General features: G+C 69.5%; 21 protein-coding genes. 10 read left to right on the plus strand and 11 right to left on the minus strand.

The window, feature by feature from the left end:
* Positions 1–32: 32 nt before the first annotated feature.
* The 3 genes from ORI60_RS19465 to ORI60_RS19475 form a co-directional block, all read right to left on the minus strand.
* Positions 33–905, minus strand: a complete 873-nt coding sequence (locus ORI60_RS19465; RefSeq protein ID WP_266038971.1) for an SAM-dependent methyltransferase — start codon at positions 903–905, stop codon at positions 33–35.
* Between the two features lie 85 nt (positions 906–990).
* Positions 991–1701: a S1 family peptidase gene (locus ORI60_RS19470; protein WP_266038972.1), complete on the minus strand. Its 711-nt coding sequence runs from the start codon at positions 1699–1701 to the stop codon at positions 991–993.
* Positions 1702–1784: 83 nt separating this feature from the next.
* Complete coding sequence (locus ORI60_RS19475) at positions 1785–2204, minus strand: hypothetical protein (RefSeq protein ID WP_266038973.1); 420 nt, start codon at positions 2202–2204, stop codon at positions 1785–1787.
* Between the two features lie 251 nt (positions 2205–2455).
* Here ORI60_RS19475 and ORI60_RS19480 point away from each other — a divergent pair, with 251 nt between their 5' ends.
* Together ORI60_RS19480 and ORI60_RS19485 are read left to right on the plus strand one after the other, a co-directional pair.
* On the plus strand, positions 2456–3391 hold the full coding sequence (locus ORI60_RS19480) for a diacylglycerol/lipid kinase family protein (RefSeq protein ID WP_266038975.1): 936 nt from the start codon (positions 2456–2458) through the stop codon (positions 3389–3391).
* Positions 3392–3639: 248 nt separating this feature from the next.
* Positions 3640–3894, plus strand: coding sequence for a WhiB family transcriptional regulator (locus ORI60_RS19485; protein WP_015104912.1), 255 nt, complete (start codon positions 3640–3642; stop codon positions 3892–3894).
* Positions 3895–4034: 140 nt separating this feature from the next.
* Here the strand turns inward: ORI60_RS19485 and ORI60_RS19490 are convergent, their stop codons facing one another.
* On the minus strand, positions 4035–5513 hold the full coding sequence (locus ORI60_RS19490) for a PAS domain-containing sensor histidine kinase (RefSeq protein ID WP_266039363.1): 1479 nt from the start codon (positions 5511–5513) through the stop codon (positions 4035–4037).
* A 55-nt stretch (positions 5514–5568) separates the two neighbouring features.
* On the opposite strand from ORI60_RS19490, the gene ORI60_RS44770 reads away from it, so the two are divergent.
* Positions 5569–5643 carry a 50S ribosomal protein bL37 gene (locus tag ORI60_RS44770; RefSeq protein ID WP_369809028.1) on the plus strand — a complete coding sequence of 25 codons (75 nt, stop codon included), beginning with the start codon at positions 5569–5571 and terminating at the stop codon, positions 5641–5643.
* Positions 5644–5718: 75 nt separating this feature from the next.
* Here ORI60_RS44770 and rsrA read toward each other — a convergent pair whose 3' ends face one another.
* Complete coding sequence (gene rsrA, locus ORI60_RS19495; RefSeq protein ID WP_319988898.1) at positions 5719–5979, minus strand: mycothiol system anti-sigma-R factor; 261 nt, start codon at positions 5977–5979, stop codon at positions 5719–5721.
* Positions 5976–6650, minus strand: a complete 675-nt coding sequence (locus ORI60_RS19500) for a sigma-70 family RNA polymerase sigma factor (protein WP_266039364.1) — start codon at positions 6648–6650, stop codon at positions 5976–5978. The genes rsrA and ORI60_RS19500 overlap by 4 nt, the downstream gene beginning before the upstream one ends.
* Positions 6651–6700: 50 nt before the next feature.
* Here ORI60_RS19500 and ybaK point away from each other — a divergent pair, with 50 nt between their 5' ends.
* Complete coding sequence (ybaK, locus tag ORI60_RS19505) at positions 6701–7177, plus strand: Cys-tRNA(Pro) deacylase (protein WP_266038982.1); 477 nt, start codon at positions 6701–6703, stop codon at positions 7175–7177.
* Positions 7178–7182: 5 nt separating this feature from the next.
* On the opposite strand, the gene ORI60_RS19510 is transcribed toward ybaK, so the two are convergent.
* From ORI60_RS19510 to ORI60_RS19525, 4 genes are all read right to left on the minus strand, one after another.
* Entirely contained in the window at positions 7183–7671 is a 489-nt protein-coding gene (locus ORI60_RS19510) for a hypothetical protein (protein WP_266038984.1), read from the minus strand.
* Between the two features lie 131 nt (positions 7672–7802).
* Positions 7803–8345, minus strand: coding sequence for a DinB family protein (locus ORI60_RS19515; protein ID WP_266038986.1), 543 nt, complete (start codon positions 8343–8345; stop codon positions 7803–7805).
* A gap of 10 nt (positions 8346–8355) precedes the next feature.
* Complete coding sequence (locus tag ORI60_RS19520; RefSeq protein WP_266038988.1) at positions 8356–8967, minus strand: alpha/beta family hydrolase; 612 nt, start codon at positions 8965–8967, stop codon at positions 8356–8358.
* On the minus strand, positions 8964–9692 hold the full coding sequence (locus tag ORI60_RS19525) for an SOS response-associated peptidase (protein ID WP_266038990.1): 729 nt from the start codon (positions 9690–9692) through the stop codon (positions 8964–8966). Before ORI60_RS19525 ends, ORI60_RS19520 begins: the two co-directional genes overlap by 4 nt.
* A 171-nt stretch (positions 9693–9863) precedes the next feature.
* On the opposite strand from ORI60_RS19525, the gene aroA reads away from it, so the two are divergent.
* The 6 genes from aroA to ORI60_RS19555 are packed head-to-tail and all read left to right on the plus strand — an operon-like array spanning position 9864 to position 14369.
* Positions 9864–11132 (plus strand): 3-phosphoshikimate 1-carboxyvinyltransferase, encoded by a 1269-nt coding sequence (gene aroA, locus ORI60_RS19530; RefSeq protein ID WP_266038992.1) that lies wholly within the window; start codon positions 9864–9866, stop codon positions 11130–11132.
* Positions 11133–11134: 2 nt separating this feature from the next.
* Positions 11135–12133: a ribosome small subunit-dependent GTPase A gene (rsgA, locus tag ORI60_RS19535; RefSeq protein ID WP_266038993.1), complete on the plus strand. Its 999-nt coding sequence runs from the start codon at positions 11135–11137 to the stop codon at positions 12131–12133.
* A 29-nt stretch (positions 12134–12162) separates the two neighbouring features.
* A complete protein-coding gene (locus tag ORI60_RS19540; protein WP_266038995.1) occupies positions 12163–12651 on the plus strand; it encodes a hypothetical protein in 489 nt (162 codons plus the stop codon).
* Positions 12648–13097: a hypothetical protein gene (locus ORI60_RS19545; RefSeq protein WP_266038997.1), complete on the plus strand. Its 450-nt coding sequence runs from the start codon at positions 12648–12650 to the stop codon at positions 13095–13097. Before ORI60_RS19540 ends, ORI60_RS19545 begins: the two co-directional genes overlap by 4 nt.
* On the plus strand, positions 13094–13618 hold the full coding sequence (locus ORI60_RS19550; protein WP_266038999.1) for a hypothetical protein: 525 nt from the start codon (positions 13094–13096) through the stop codon (positions 13616–13618). The genes ORI60_RS19545 and ORI60_RS19550 overlap by 4 nt, the downstream gene beginning before the upstream one ends.
* Positions 13619–13652: 34 nt before the next feature.
* Positions 13653–14369 (plus strand): NAD-dependent epimerase/dehydratase family protein, encoded by a 717-nt coding sequence (locus ORI60_RS19555; RefSeq protein WP_266039001.1) that lies wholly within the window; start codon positions 13653–13655, stop codon positions 14367–14369.
* Here the strand turns inward: ORI60_RS19555 and pruA are convergent.
* Positions 14366–15994 (minus strand): L-glutamate gamma-semialdehyde dehydrogenase, encoded by a 1629-nt coding sequence (gene pruA, locus ORI60_RS19560; RefSeq protein ID WP_266039003.1) that lies wholly within the window; start codon positions 15992–15994, stop codon positions 14366–14368. The genes ORI60_RS19555 and pruA overlap by 4 nt on opposite strands.
* Positions 15995–16013: the final 19 nt, after the last annotated feature.

Below are 16013 nucleotides of genomic sequence, written 5' to 3' on the forward strand. Positions count from 1 at the left end.
CACGCGGGTCAGGCGCTGCGAGCCAGGAACGGCTAGACCATCCCGACAGCGCCGTACGTCGACGCGTCGGCGGCGGCGGACGTACCGGGGAGCTCGCCGTCCGCCCTCCAGTGAGCGGCGAGCACCAGCCCGGGCTCCAGCAGCGTCAGGCCGCAGAGGAACTCCTCGACGTCCTGCTTGGACCGCGGCACGAGCTTCGACCCCATGTCGTCCCCGAGGTCGACCAGCCGGCCGACGAGCTCCGGCTCCACGTCCTTCGTGAGGTGCGTCAAGGCGAGAAGGCTGCCCTCGGACAAAGCGGCCCGGTAGCGCGCGATGACGCCCGCGGGCTCGTCCGTGACGTACGGCAGGACGCCGACCATGAGCACGGCGGCAGGCTGGGTGAAGTCGATGAGGCGACGCGTCTCCGGGTGCCGCAGCACGGCGCCGACGTCACCGATGTCGGACTGGACGATGGCGGCGTTGAGGTTGTCGCGCAGCATCGTGCGGGCGTGGGCCACGGTCACCGGGTCGCTGTCGACGTAGACGACGGTGCACGACGGGTCGAGCGACTGGGCGACCTCGTGGACGTTGCCGGCGGTCGGGATGCCGCTACCGAGGTCGAGGAACTGGCGGATGCCGTACTCCTCGACGCACAGGCGCACCACGCGCCGGGAGAAGGACCTGATCGTGCGCGCCATCTCGGCGACGGGGAACCGCTTGATGATCTCCTCGGCCACCAGCCGGTCGACCGCGAAGTTGTGCGCTCCGCCGAGGTAGTAGTCGAACAGGCGAGCCACATTCGGGCGTTCGGAATCGCCGTTTGTCGTCACCCGCTGCGGGCCGTCCTGCACTGCGCACCTCACATGCTCCCGAGCGGCGCGAACGCTGGAGGCACGGTAACTGGCTACTCCGTTCGTGTCCATCCACCATTAGTGGTCACGTAGGGTGATGGCCCCCGGCCGGAGCCGGGGGCCATCGCAGGGTTTACCGCAGGTCGATCAGGGTGTGTCAGACACCCGCGTACTGACGGATCCAGGCGCGGTAGCTGGTGTTGTTGATGTTGGTGTAGTTCGAGACGCTCGAACGGTCCGAGGTGGACGCGACGCCGACCTGCCGGCCGTCCGCGAACATCGGGCCACCGGAGTCTCCACCGGCCGCGATGCCGTCGATCCGGCGCACGCTGATGGCCTGGCCACCGCGGTAGTCACGACCGTTGGTGGTCGTGACGCGGGTGTCCGCGACCTTCAGGTAGCGGGACTGGCAGTTGATCTCCGGCTGGTTGGTGCAGGTGGCACCCCAGCCGTAGATCTTCACGGTCTCGCCGACCGAGACCGTCGAGCCGAGCGGGGCGAACGGCGCGGACATCGACGTGCTGACCCGCGCGAGCGCGAGGTCGGCCGACGGGTGCTTGATGATCTGGTTGGCGGTGACCAGCTGTCCACCGGACGTCTGGTCGAGGCTGCCCGCGCGGAACGTGTACGTGCCGCTGCCGGAAACGCAGTGCTCAGCGGTCAGGATCCACTGAGGTGCGATCTTCGTGGCGGAGCAGTTCTCCCGGCCGTTGAAGAACAGGCGGGCGGCGTACGGGAAGTTCGACGCGTAGCTGCCACCGATGATCATCGGCGACATGTTCGGGTCCTCGGGCGCTGCCGAAGCCGTCGCGGGAGCGAGGGAGAGTGCCGCCAGGACGGCACCCGCGATCGCGGTCATCAAACGCATGGTTGGTCACCTCGGTGAGTGCAGGGAGTGGTTAAGCAACCACCCACAGCTTCACCCGGCCGTGTGACTGTGACCACCCTCCGTTAGTCGGCTTTGTCGTCTTCCGATACGTCGTCGAGGCCCATCGCCCACTTGCGCCCGTCGTTGGTGAAGAGGAACACCAGCACGACGACGCAGTAGATGCCGCCCAGCGAGCCGAGCAGCTGCTGCTCCGAAGGCCCGTAGGCGTACCAGGCGCAGCCGAGCAGCAGCAGCTGCGTGACGATCACCGGCGTGCGGGCGCCGTGGTGGCCGCGGAACAACATGACCGTCGCGAAGAGCACGCCGCCGAACCACACCACGAGCACACCGGCGGCACCGAGGATCGGACCGGCGGGCGTCGATCCGCCGATCACCCGGACGACGAGCGCGACGGCCAGCGCGATGCCGCCCAGACCCTGCACGAAGGTGAGCGCGGACGCGATGCGCACCGCGCGCGGGGGCGCCTGGATCTGAGTGGTCACGGGAGACCTTTCATCACGTTCTGTACTGGTCACGGATCGTAGGCCACCCGGTTGGAGGGCTCTCCGAGCACGTCGGGCGCGGGAAGATCAAGGGGCCTTCAGCGAGCCGGCGGTCGTCCGGGGTGCACTCGGCTGCGAGGTGAACGCGGTGCTGACGGAAGGGAGATCTGCGCCACTTTCGTGAGGCTGTAGCCACCCTGAGGGAGGACATGCGAGCCGCGGACGGTCACGCACTGTCTTACTCTCAAGTAGTGCGCGCTCTTCTCGTGGTGAACCCGCAGGCGACTACAACGACGCCGGCGGGCCGTGACGTGCTGGCGCACGCACTCGCGAGCGACGTGAAGCTGGAGGTCGTCGAGACCTCCTACCGCGGCCACGCGGCGGACGCCGCGCACCAGGCCGCGGCGGACGGGTTCGACCTGGTCATCGCCCACGGCGGCGACGGCACGGTCAACGAGGCGGTCAACGGCATCCTGCGCGGCGGCCCCCGTCCCGAGAAGCCGATGCTGGGCGTCGTGCCCGGCGGTTCGGCCAACGTCTTCGCGGGCGCGCTCGGCATCCCGCGCGACCCCGTCGAGGCCACGCACGTCCTGCTGCAGGCGATCGAGCACGGCACCCGGCGCCGCATCGGGCTCGGCCAGGTCTTCGCGGACGTCATCGAAGGTGGCCGCTGGTTCACGTTCAACGCGGGCATGGGCCTCGACGCCGATGTCGTCGCCGGCGTGGAACGCAAGCGTGCCAAGGGTCACAACGCGAGTCCCGCTCTCTACCTGAGCGTCGCCGTCAAGGCGTACGCGCACCTCGTGCGCAAGCCGCAGCACTTCACCGTCGAGGTTCCGGACGAGGCACCGTTCGACGACGTCGGCATGGTGTTCGTGTCGAACACCGACCCGTGGACGTACCTCGGCGACAGGGCGATCCAGCTCAACCCCAGCACGTCGTTCGACGGCGGCCTCGGCCTGAGTGCGTTGAGGACCTTGCGGGTACCCACCGTCGGGCGCTACATCGCCCAGGTCCTCGCGACGGGGAACCCGAAGGGCGGGAATCTCGTTCGGCGTGACGACGTGGGTTATGTCAGAGTGAAGTGCGAGGAGCCCGCGAACCTCCAGGTCGACGGAGATTTTCTCGGAACGACCACGGCGGTTGAGTTCCGGGCGGTCCCGGATGCGTTGACTGTTGCCCTGTAAGGAACTTGACAGTCCGTGATCGGTTCGTGACCGTCTCGGTACCCAGCCGGGATGTACTGCAGTCGAGTGACAGCAGAGCGTGAAACCCCAGGTGAACGCTGTCGATCTTTTGGGTGAGTTCACTCACCGGGTCAGTGGTTACCCCTTGACATCCCAGCCGTTCGTGAAAGCATTCACAAGCACCCCAAAAACGACCGCTGACAACCGGCGTGCCCTTGTGCGCGCCCACTCGCTGAGGAGTAGTTCCAATGGACTGGCGCCACCGCGCGATCTGCCGCGACGAGGACCCCGAGCTGTTCTTCCCCGTTGGGAACAGTGGTCCCGCGCTGCTTCAGATCGCCGAGGCGAAGACCGTCTGCCGCCGCTGCCCCGTCGTCTCCGACTGCCTCGCGTGGGCGCTCGAGAGCGGCCAGGACGCCGGCGTGTGGGGCGGGATGAGCGAAGACGAGCGCCGCGCCCTCAAGCGCCGCAACGCCCGCACGCGGGCCCGCAGCAACGCCTGACCAGGCAGTTAGCCGCGAACAACCACTAAAGAAGAAGCCCGACACCGTGCCAGGTGTCGGGCTTTTTCTTTGTTTGCACACCCTCCCGCATGACCACGTGAGACCGCTGAGGCTGGTCGTCACGTGTGCACGGCGTTAGTTTAGCGCCGCCCTCTGAGCGGCACGCGCAGGACCGCCTCAGTACCGCCTCGGGGCCTGCGCCGCAAGCTCAAAGAGCCTCTCAATTCGGAATCAACAAGGGTCCGAACGATCTGCAGGCCCAGCCGGTCGGTGCGTTCCAGGGAGAAACCCTGCGGAAGGCCCTTGCCGTCGTCGGTGATCGTCACGTCGAGCCACTTCGCCGACCGCTCGGAGTGCACGACGACCTCTCCGCGCTGGCCAGGGGCGTAGGCGTGCTCGAACGCGTTCTGCACGAGCTCGGTCAGCACCATCACCAGCGGGGTGGCGATCTCGGCCGGCACGATGCCGAACCCGCCCTCGCGGCGCACGCTGACCTGCGTCTCGGTGACCGCCACGTCGCTCATCATCGGGATGACCTTGTCGACCACGTCGTCGAGGTCGACCCGCTCGTCGACGCTCATCGACAACGTCTCGTGAACCAGTGCGATGGAGGTCACACGGCGCACCGACTCGGCGAGCGCTTCCTTCGCCTCCGGGTTGTTCAACCTGCGGCTTTGCAGCCGCAGCAGGGCCGCGACGGTCTGCAGGTTGTTCTTCACCCGGTGGTGGATCTCGCGGATCGTGGCGTCCTTGGACATCAACGCGCGGTCGCGGCGGCGCACCTCGGTGACGTCGCGGCACAGCACGATGGCGCCCGCCGCCTGTCCGCGTGGCCGAAGGGGCAAAGAACGGAACAGCACCGCGGCACCACGCCGCGACTCGGCTTCCATGCGCATCGACGGCTGGCCGTCCAGCGCCTGCCTGATGCGCTGCGCGACCTCGGTGGCGTCGAACGGGTCGCCGATGAGACTGCGCGTCAACGGCGCCAGGTGCACACCCACGAGGTCTGACGCGTGCCCCATGCGGTGGTAGGCCGACAGCGCGTTCGGCGAGGCGAACACCACGGCCCCGGACGGATCGAGCCTGATCAGGCCGTCGCCTACGCGCGGACTGGTGTGCACGTCCGGCGAGGGTTCGGGCGCGGGGAACGTGCCGTCCGCGATCATCTGGCACAGGTCGGCCGCGCTGCCGAGGTACGAGATCTCCAAAGGCGACGGCACGCGCGGCACGGCCAGGTTGGTGCTGCGGCTCAGCACCGCGATGACCTGGCTGCCCAGCCGCACCGGAATGGTCTCGCGCCGCACCGGCACGCCCAGGTGCCAGCGCGGGTCCTCCTCGCGGCAGATCCGCGACTCGTCGATGGCCCGGCGCAGCTGCGGGTGGTCCTCCGAGTCGACCTCGCTGCCGACGACGTCCTCCGGGTGGGCCGTGGGCGCCGTCGTGGGACGGGCCTGGGCGACGCAGAGGAACTTGTCGTCCTCGAGGGGGACCCACATGACGAAGTCCGCGAACGACAGGTCGGAGAGGAGTTGCCACTCCGCGACGACCAGCTGGAGGTGGTCGACGGCGGCGCCGGAGAGCTTGGTGTGCTCGGCCAGCAGGTCCGTGAGCGTGCTCAGAACTCCTCCATGAGAAACTGGTGGATGAAGCAGTTCTTGATCCTAGGAGACTCCCATGTCGAAGCGTGCTCGCAAGCGCCGCGACCGCAAAAAGGGCGGCGCCAACCGAGGCAAGCGCCCCAACGCCTGAGTGCTGCGAAAGGCCCTGGACACCACCACGGTGACCAGGGCCTTTTGTCTTGCTCGGATCTTGGCGGAGGACGTTTCAGTCCTCGCTGCGGATCTCCACGATCGTGGCGCGGATGCGCGCCTTCAGATCAGCGGGCGCGTAGTCCCCGCCGCACTTGCGGGCGAGCAGCGCCTTGAGGTGCTCCTCCAGCCCGAACTGTTCCAGGCACGGATGGCACTCGTCGAGGTGCGTCTGGAGCGCCGCGCGCCGGGTCTTGTCGCATTCCTGGTCCAGGAACAGCCAGACCTCGGACAGCACCTCTGAGCAGTCGGTGTCGTGGGGTTCGCCGCAGTTCATGACGCGTCTCCGTTGCTGCCGTTGCCGCCTCGGAGGAAGCCGCGGTCGCGGGCGACGTCCGCCAGCATGTCGCGGAGCTGGCGACGGCCCCGGTGCAACCGGGACATCACCGTGCCGATCGGGGTGCCCATGATGTCTGCGATCTCCTTGTACGCGAAGCCTTCGACATCGGCGAGGTAGACCGCGATCCGGAACTCCTCCGGCAACCGCTGCAATGCTTCCTTGACGTCGCTGTCGGGCAGGTTGTCGAGTGCCTCGACCTCGGCGCTGCGCAGCCCGGACGAGGTGTGGCTTTCCGCCTGCGCCAGCTGCCAGTCCGTGATCTCGTCGGTCGGCTGCTGAATCGGCTGGCGCTGCTTCTTGCGGTAGCCGTTGATGTAGGTGTTCGTCAGGATTCGGTAAAGCCAGGCCTTCAGGTTCGTGCCCTCCGAGAAGGAGGCGAACGCCGAATAGGCCTTGAGGAACGTCTCCTGCACCAAGTCCTCGGCATCGGCCGGATTGCGCGTCATGCGCAGGGCCGCCGAGTAGAGCTGGTCGAGCATGGGCATCGCGTCGCGTTCGAAACGCGCAGCGCGTTCCGCCGTCGTCTCTGTCGTGCCGGTGGCGGGCACCGCGCTCCCTTCCCACAGGTTCTGGGTCGGGACTGACTCTACGCGTGACCGCTCGAGCATGTTCGTTGCCACGTTCTGACCAACAACGGAGGTGCTGGTAGTAATTCCGCATGGCCGGACGTGGGACCCCCGCCACAGCGCTGCTGGACAAGCAGCGGGTGGCGCACACCTTGCACTCGTACGAGCACGACCCCCGCCACGAGTCCTACGGGCTGGAGGCGGCCGAGGCGCTCGGGCTGGTGCCGGAGCGCGTCTTCAAGACGCTCGTGGCCGAGGTGGACGGCAAGCTCGCGGTCGGCGTCGTGCCGGTGACGGTGCAGCTCGACCTGAAGGGTCTCGCGGCGGCGCTGAAGGGCAAGAAGGCCAAGATGGCCGTCGTCGCCGACGCCGAGCGCGCCACGGGTTACGTCGCCGGGGGCATTTCGCCTCTCGGCCAGAAGAAGCGCCTGCCGCTCGTGCTCGACGAGTCGGCGCTGCGGTTCGAGACCCTGTTCTGCAGTGCCGGCAGGCGTGGCCTCGAAGTCGAGATCACGCCTGCCGACCTGGTACGACTCACCGGCGCGGTGGTCGCGCGCATCAGCGCCTAGCGGCGCTAGCTGACCGGCCACCCGATGTTCCCGACCTGCACGGGAGCGCCGATCCACGACGGCCACGCGACGGTGACCCGGTCACCGAGGCTGCCCTGGCCGGGCAGGTCGAACTGGATGGACGCGGGCGTCACGTGCGGACCGCTGATCCGCGAGCCCACGTAGAGGACGGCGTGGTAGTCCCCGTGGACGGTCGCCTCGCTGTACTCGCCCTGGCCACCGGTCAGCGGAACGTCCACGTCCGCGCCCTCGGCGTCGAGGAACCGCAGGTTGCTCACGCTGCCGCCGATCGTGCAGGTGACGCCCTCCGCGGCGGCGAACCTGACCACGTGCCCCTTGTTCGTGTTCCCGTTCGGGCGCATGTCGTGGACACTGATCACCAGGTCGTCCCCGGTGCACCACGGCGCGTCGTCGGCCTGCGCCGTCGTCGTCACCGCGGCGGACAGGAGGGCGGCACCGGCCAATGCCAGTGCGGTGTTGCGGAACGAGTTCACGCGTTCTCCCCGAATACGTCTCGATTGGTGGTTCCCCTTACGACCGGGGTGACGCCATCGGTGCGCATTCGGTTGCCGTGCAGAAGAATTCCCGTACTTCCGGCCGATGAGGTGTCCATTCGGACAGCGCGCTATTCCCCCGTCTGCCCGTCGATCGCCTCGCGGATCAGATCGGCGTGACCGTTGTGGCGGGCATATTCCTCGATCATGTGCGTGAGGATCCACCGCAGGCTGGGAACTCGCCCGTCACGCCACGGCGCTCGCTTCGCCGGCTGGCTCAGGTCACCGCGCCTGAGCGCCTCGATGAGGTCCTTCCTGGCGCCGTCGACAGCACGCAGCCACAACGCGCGCAACTGCTCCGGGGTGTCGTCGGCGGCCGAGCACCAGTCCCAGTCGTTGTCCGTCTTCCAGTCGACGCTCGCCCACGGTTCCAGCGGCTCGCGGTCGTGCAGGACGACGCGGAACCACTGCTGCTCCACGTAGGCGAGGTGCTTGACCATCCCGCCCAGGGTCATCGTGGACTTCGCGGCGCTCACGTTGAGCTGCTCCGCGGTGAGGCCCTCGATCTTCCACATGAGGGTGGCGCGGTGGAACTCGAGGAAGCCCTTGAGGGTGGCGAGCTCGTCGCCTGCCATCGGTGGTTCTGGCCTGCCCTGTTCATCGAAGACCGTCATGGGCCGAACGTTAGTCCAGCGGGCGCAGCACGCGGTCCATCCACTCGCCGACGTAGCGGCCGACGTCCGCGACCGAGGCCTTCAACGAGTGGTCGCCCTTGAGCAACACGACCTCCCGGTGCAGCGCGCGGTCCGGCTGGCCGAACGGGTCGTTCTCGCCCTGCACGACCAGCGTGGCGACCTCGACGCCGTCCAGTTCGGCCATCCGCGACTTCTCGGGCTTGCCCGGCGGGTGCACCGGGAAGGCCAGGCACAGCACCGCGACGGCCTGGCCCTCGACCGAGGTCCGGCAGGCGACGCGCGCGCCCGACGACCGGCCCCCGAACACCAGGGGCAGGCCGTCGAACCAGCGTTCGCCCAGGTCCTCGACCACCGCCAGCCACGCCGTGTCGAGCTGGCCCGCCGGCGCCGGGGCACGGCGGCCCGCGACGCGGTAGGGCTGTTCGATCAACGCGACGTGCACGCCGACGGAGTTCGCGGCGTGGCACGCGGCGACGAGGTCCGGAGCCTCGACGCCGCCGCCGGCGCCGTGGCCCAGGAGCAGTGCCGCCCGCGGCTCGTGGGCACAGTGCAGCGAGGCACGCGCGGGGCCGTGCGGGGTGTCCACCAACAACGTGGTCATGACGGCTCGAACAAGGTGGGCGCGGGCTTCTCGTCCTCGGTGAGCGAGACGCGGTCCATGAGGGACGGCTTGTTGTTCTTCACGCTGTTCACCTCGGTCGACACCGGCCGCAGCTCGAGCGCCTCGACGATCGACGGGTCGGGGGACAGCAGCTCGCTCGGGTCGAGCGACGCCGGGTCGAGCCACGCCGACCAGCGGTCCGGGGGCAGCAGCAACGGCATGCGGTGGTGCACCTCGGTCATCGCGCCGATGGCGTCCGTGGTGAGCACGGCGCACGTGACGGTCGGGACGTCGTCCTTCCACCACACGGACCACAGGCCCGCCATCGCCAGGGACGTGTCGTCCCCGAGCGTGATGAAGTACGGCTGCTTGCGCCCCTCGCCCGGCTGCCACTCGTACCAGCCGGTGGCGGGGATGATGCAGCGCCGCTTGATCGCCGACTGCTTGTACGCGGGCTTGGTCAGCACGGTCTCGGCGCGGGCGTTGATCATCTTCGCCGCGCCGGAGAGGTCCTTGGCCCAGTGCGGGACGAGCCCCCAGCGCATGACGCGGAGGCTGCGTTCCAGCTCCTCGTCCTCCGGCTGACGCTCGACCACCGCCATGACGCGCTTGGTGGGAGCGATGTTGTAGTCCGCCCCCGGTGCCTCGTCGCCGGTCCCGTCCACCGCGTCGAACTCGGCCGCCAGCAGCGCCGGGTCCTTGGTGGAGGCGTACCTACCGCACAAAACCGATCACCTCCGAAGTCCAGATTGTCCCACGCCGGGAACACCTGTGCGAGCTTGCCCGGCGGGGTGACCACCGGCGTTCGCGCCGGCTCTTGGCGTTCAGACGGCCGTCGAAAGCCGCTGTGAAGGCTGGTGGTCACCCCGTCACCCCCGATGCGGGATCATTCGTGCATGACTCAGCACTGGTCAGCTCCCAGCGCGTCCGGCCCAGTCCACTCGACGGTGCCGGTGCCCGGCTCGAAGTCGATCACCAACCGCGTCCTGGTCCTCGCGGCGCTGGCCGACGGGCCGTCCACGGTCCACGCGCCGCTGCGCAGCCGCGACACGGTGCTGATGACGGCCGCGCTGTCGTCGCTGGGCGTCGGCGTCACCGATCGCGAGGACGGCGGCTGGGACGTGCAGCCCGGCGCGCTGCGCGGACCGGCCGAGGTCGACTGCGGCCTCGCGGGCACGGTCATGCGCTTCCTGCCGCCCGCAGCCGCGCTGGCCGAGGGCGAGATCCGGTTCGACGGCGACCCGCACGCGCGGACGCGGCCGATGAGCACCGTGCTGGGTGCGCTGCGGTCGCTGGGCGTCGAGGTCGACGGGGACGCGCTGCCGTTCACGTTGCACGGCAAGGGATCGGTGCCCGGTGGCGAGGTGACGATCGACGCGTCGGGCTCGTCGCAGTTCGTGTCCGGGCTGCTGCTGTCCGCCGCCCGGTTCGACAAGGGCGTGACGATCCGGCACGACGGCAAGCCCGTGCCCTCGTTGCCGCACATCGACATGACGGTCCAGACGCTGCGGTCGGTCGGCGTCGAGGTGGACACGAGCGTGCCGAACGTGTGGCGCGTCGAACCCGGTGCGATCAAGGCGCGCACGTGGCACGTGGAGCCGGACCTGTCGAACGCGACGGTGTTCCTCGCGGCGGCCGCGGTGACCGGTGGCGAGGTGACGATCCCGCACTGGCCCGCCACCACGACCCAGCCCGGCGACGCGGTGCGCGGCATCCTGGAGCGCATGGGCTGTGCGGTCGAGGTGTCGGAGCGCGGCCTGACCGTGCGGGGCCCGGCGAAGCTGTCCGGTGTGGACATCGACCTGCGTGACGAGAGCGAGCTCACGCCGACCGTCGCCGCGCTCGCGGCGCTGGCCGAGGGCCGCACGACCATCCGGGGCGTGGCGCACATCCGCGGCCACGAGACCGACCGGATCGCCGCGCTCGTCAACGAGATCAACGCGGTCGGCGGCAACGCGACCGAGACCGAGGACGGCCTGGTCATCGACCCCGCTCCCCTGCGCGGCGGCGTGTGGAAGGCCTACGCCGACCACAGGATGGCGACCGCGGGGGCGATCATCGGGCTGGTGGTGCCGGGCATGTCGGTGGACGACATCGGCAGCACCACCAAGACGATCCCCGACTTCCCGGGCATGTGGGACGCCATGCTCACCGGGGGCGCGTAGAAGTGAGCAAGCAGGACTGGCGCCGGCTCGACGAGTCCGATGTGCGCGTGCGCCCCGGCAAGGGGACGCGGCCGCGCAGCAAGAGGCGGCCGGAACACGCGGACGCCGAGACCGCGATGATCATCGGCGTGGACCGCGGCCGCTGGACGTGCGCCATGGAGTCCGGTGCCGTCGTCACGGCGATGCGCGCCCGGGAACTGGGCCGCACGCCCGTCGTGGTCGGCGACCAGGTGGGCGTCGTCGGTGACACGTCGGGGCAGCCGGACACGCTGGCCCGCATCGTGCGCGTCGAGGAGCGGACCTCGGTGCTGCGCCGGACCGCGGACGACACCGATCCGTTCGAACGGGTCGTCGTCGCGAACGCGTCCCAGCTCATCATGGTCGTCGCGCTGGCGGATCCCCCGCCGCGCACGGGTTTCATCGACCGCTGCCTGGTCGCCGCGTACGCGGGCGGCCTGGAACCGGTGCTGTGCCTGACGAAGTCGGACCTCGCCTCGGCGGACGCCCTGCTGGCGCTCTACACCGAGCTCGACGTGGCGGTGGTCGTGACCCGCTCCGACGAGGAGCCCGCCGAACTGCGCGCCCGCCTGGCCAACACGGTGTCGTGCCTGATCGGCCACTCCGGCGTCGGCAAGTCCACCCTGGTCAACAAGCTCGTGCCGGGCGCGAACCGCGCGGTGGGCGTGGTGTCCGGCGTCGGCAAGGGCCGGCACACCTCCACCCAGGCCGTCGCCCTGCGGCTGCCCGAGGGCGGCTGGGTCGTGGACACGCCGGGCATCCGCTCGTTCGGCCTCGCCCACATCACGCCGGACGACATCGTGAAGGCCTTCCCGGACTTCGCCGAGGCCGCCGAGGAGTGCCCGCCCGGCTGCGGCCACCTGGGCTCGCCCGAGGACCCCGGCTGCATGCTGGACGAGCTCGTGCCGGACGCACCGGGCCGGCTGACGTCGCTGCGGCGGCTGCTGGCGTCCCGTGCCGGCATGGACGACTACACGGATTGAGGTTGCGCCGGTCGGTCACACTGTCCCTTGTGAACAGACGTCTGGGGGCTGTGTGGCTGCTGGCCGTGCTGACCGCGTGCTCGACGCCCGCGCCGGCTCCGGCTCCAGCCACTCCGAAACTGCGTGACCTCGCCACGGTCGACGCCTGCACGTTGCTCGCCGAACCGGACTTCGAGAAGCCCTTCACGAAGGCACCCGAGCCGCTCGACGAGCCGCTGAGCTGCCGTTGGTCGGTCGAGGGCCAGACCGTGTGGATGAGCGTCGAGAACGAGTCGCTGGAGCAGGCGAAGGTCCGCGTGCACGAAGGCTCGGAACTCACCGTCGAGGGCCGCAAGGCCTGGTGGGGCGTGCAGTCCGACTTCACCAGCGAACCGTCGAGCAGCATCGGCGTCACCGTGACCGAGCTGGCGGCGGACCGCGTGCTGGTGATGACCGCTGAGAAGATTCCGCGCAACTACGACGTCGGGTCGGTCGCCCGCACCCGGTCCGTCGCGGTGGTGCGAAGGTTGTTCTCATGATCCGACTGCTTCCGGTGCTGCTGCTCGCCCTGACGGCCTGCTCGACCGCACAGCCGACCGCCCCGAAGTTCGAGGACACCGATCCCTGCTCGCTGCTGCGGACCGGCGACGCGGGCCAGATGAACGGCTCCCCCACCAGGACCGAGCGGACGTGCGACTACCCGTTCGGCTCGCTGACCGTGCGGCTGACGTTGCTGAGCGCGAAGTACGCGGACGAGTCGCAGAAGCTGCTGTCCGACGGCGGCTACGGCGGGGTGATCGGCGACCGCCCGCTCACGCGCAAGTGCGCCGTCTCCTCGGGCGAGGTGACGTGCGACGCCGTCGTCGAGGTGCGGGAGGGGCAGCTCATCGGGCTGAAGGTCCTGCAGCGCAGCCACGACCTCAACGTGGTCGGACAGGTCACCCAGGGACTGGCGGCGAAGGCCGTGGAGAGGTTGCCCAAGTGAAGCGCGTCCTGCCGTTGCTGCTCCTGCTCGCGGGCTGCACCGCCACCCCGGTGGCGACGACGACACCTCCGAGCATGACGCCCACGACCACCACGACGGTCACCACCACGTCGCCGCGCCTCGACACGCCGCGCAAGCTGCCCGCCGACCCGTGCCAGGTGCTCGTGGCGAGCGACTTCGACGAACCGCTGTCCGGCACCCCGCAGCCGCAGCCGGACACCCCGCGGTCCTGCCTGTTCCGGGTCGGTGCCGGGAACGACCAGGTTGTCCGCGTGAGGTTCGCGGACGCCTACGTGCGACCGGACCAGTCCATGGAGCTGCTGGTCGGTGACGGTCACTCGGCGTCGATGACGTGCGCCGAGACGCCGAACGGCATCGAGTGCACCGAACTCGTGGCGGTCAACGCCACCGAGTCGCTGGAAGTCGTCGTGTTCCTGCGGGGCGGCAACAGCGGCCAGGTCGCCAAGGCCGTGCAGGGCTACGCGGGCGACGCCTTCGCGCGGATGGTCGTCACATCCTGACGCGCTGCCTCGTCCACTGGTCATGAAGGTATTCGTGATCGGTGCGACGGGCGTTCTCGGACGCGAAGCGGTGCCCCAGCTGCGGGCGGCGGGACACGAGGTCGGTGTGCTGGACAGGCGGACGACCTCGGTGTTCGACGTGGACCAGCTCACGGCCGCGTTCACGGGCTACGACGCCGTGGTCAACCTCGCCACCCGCATCCCGCTCAGCGCCAAAGCCGTGCTCGCGAGCGCGTGGGCGGAGAACAACCGCCTTCGCACCGAGGGCAGTGCCGCCGTGGTCGAGGCCGCGACGAGGGCCGGGGTCGGGCGGGTCGTGCAGGAGGGCATCTCGTTCGTCTACGCGGACGGCGGTGACCGCGAGCTCGGCGAGGACGCGCCGATCAAGCCCGTCGGGCACATCGCCAGCTCGGTCACCGCGCAGCACAACGTGCTGAAGCACCCCGGCGGCGTGTTCCTGCGCATCGGGATGCTGATCGGCGGCGAGGCGATGTCACCGCCGGTGCTCGTCGGCGACGGCTGGATGTCGGTCGTGCACCCCGCGGACGCGGCGGCGGCAGCGGTCGCCGCGCTCGACGCGCCCGCGGGGATCTACAACGTCGGGACGCCGGTTCTCAAGCGGAACACGGGAATCACGCGCCTGCCGAAGTTCTTCGGCAGGTTCGCCGCGTCGCTCGAGGTGTTCGGCCGCTCACAGCGGGTGGTCAGCACGAAGCTCACCGAGGCCACCGGCTGGAAACCGCGGCACTAACCCATGTGCGGGTACCGGTGGTCCGTCTGCGGTACCAGGGTCTCCTTGATGGCACGCGGGCTCGTCCACCGCTGCAGGTTGTAGATCGAGCCCGCCTTGTCGTTGGTGCCGGAACCGCGCGACCCGCCGAACGGCTGCTGCCCGACGACGGCACCGGTCGGCTTGTCGTTGACGTAGAAGTTGCCCGCGGCGAACCGCAACGCGCGGTGTGCCTGCTCGATGGCGGCGCGGTCGCGCGCGAAGACGGCGCCGGTCAGCGCGTACGGAGTGGAGGTGTCGATGGTCTCCATGATCTTCTGGAAGTCCGCGTCCTCGTAGACGTGCACGGCGAGGATCGGGCCGAAGTACTCGGTCGTGAAGATGTCGTGGCGCGGGTCTTCGCCGAGCAGCACCGTCGGGTCGACGAAGTACCCCACCGAGTCGTCGCACGAGCCGCCGGCGAGCACCTCGACCGAGGTGGAGGCGGACGCCATCAGCAGCGCCTCCTTGTGCTTGGCGAACGCGCGGTGGTCGATCACCGCGCCGCCGAACACCGACAGGTCCGTGACATCGCCGTAGGACAACGACTTCGTGACGTCGAGCAGCTGCTCGCGCACTCCGCCCTCCCACAGGGACCGCGGGACGTACGCCCGCGAGGCCGCCGAGCACTTCTGGCCCTGGTACTCGAAAGCACCGCGCACCAGCCCGGTGACGAGCGCCTGGGGATCGGCGGAAGCGTGCGCCAGCACGAAGTCCTTGCCGCCGGTCTCGCCGACGACGCGGGGGTAGGCGCGGTAGTTGTCGAGGTTGCCCGCCATGGTCTGCCACAGCGTCTTGAACGTGCGGGTGGAGCCGGTGAAGTGCAGTCCGGCGAAGAACCGGTCCCGCAACGCGACCTGGCTCAACGCCTGGCCGTCGCCGGTCACGAGGTTGATCACGCCCGGCGGCAGGCCCGCCTCTTCGAGCAGCCGCATGGTGAAGTGCGCGGCCAGCTGCTGCGTCGGCGACGGCTTCCACAGCACCGCGTTGCCCATCAGCGCGGGTGCCAGCGGCAGGTTGCCCGCGATGGCGGTGAAGTTGAACGGCGTGATCGCCACGACGAACCCGTCGAGCGGCCGGTGGTCCATCCGGTTCCACACGCCCGGCGACGAGACCGGCTGTTCCTCGAGGATCCGGCGGCCGAAGTGGACGTTGAAGCGCAGGAAGTCGATGAGCTCGCACGCCGCGTCGATCTCGGCCTGCTGCACGGACTTCGACTGGCCGAGGATCGTGGCGGCGTTGAGGGTGTCGCGCCACGGTCCCGCGAGCAGGTCCGCCGCCCGCAGCAGCACCGCCGCCCGTTCGTCGAACGGCAGCTCCTGCCAGCCCGGCGCCGCGTGCTGGGCGGCGCGCATGGCGTCGGCGACGTCGGAGTTCGTGGCCTGTGCCGTCACGCCGAGAACGTGCCTGTGGTCGTGCGGCTGCACCACGTCGATGCGGTCGCCACCACCCATCCGCTGTTCACCGCTGATGGTCATCGTCAGCTCGTGCTTGGTGCCTTCGAGCTCCGCGATGCGTGCTTGCAGGCTGGCCCGTTCGGCGCTACCGGGTGCATAGGTGCGCACGGGCTCGTTGACCGGTTCGGGTGCAGACGTGACTGCGTCCATTCCCCCATCGTGGCACGCG

Origin of the sequence: Lentzea sp. NEAU-D7, from assembly GCF_026242055.1 — a bacterium.
In the GTDB taxonomy this organism is placed as follows: Bacteria; Actinomycetota; Actinomycetes; order Mycobacteriales; family Pseudonocardiaceae; genus Lentzea.